This is a genomic window from Mesorhizobium sp. M2E.F.Ca.ET.209.01.1.1 (assembly GCF_004010375.2).
Classification (GTDB): Bacteria; Pseudomonadota; Alphaproteobacteria; order Rhizobiales; family Rhizobiaceae; genus Mesorhizobium.
In genome coordinates this window covers 1-282 of record NZ_SADP02001322.1, presented here as the reverse complement: position 1 = coordinate 282, position 282 = coordinate 1, and the positions used below count along the sequence as shown (strand labels likewise).

General features: G+C 63.8%; 1 protein-coding gene. It reads right to left on the bottom strand.

Features of this window, described 5'->3' with window-relative positions:
• On the bottom strand, positions 1–282 hold a 282-nt coding region (locus EN852_RS40250), incomplete at both ends, for an ABC transporter permease subunit (protein ID WP_135880007.1).

The following is a 282-nucleotide window of genomic DNA, read 5'->3' as shown; positions in this document are numbered from 1 at the left end:
GCCATATAGATCAACGCCAAGAGCAGCAGGGGCTCGTAGGTGAGGTAGGTGTCCTGCCGCACCTTGGACGAGACCGCGAAGATATCGATCACGCTGATCGTCGCCACCAGCGGCGTCGATTTCAGCTGCAGCACGGTCTCGCCGGTCAGCGTTGGCAGCGCCCTGTAGAAGGCTTGTGGCAGCCAGATGCGCCGGAAAATCTTCCAGCGGCTCATGCCGAAGGCGCGGGCCGCTTCCAACTGCCCCTTGGGCACGCCGGCAAAGGCGCCGCGCATCACTTCG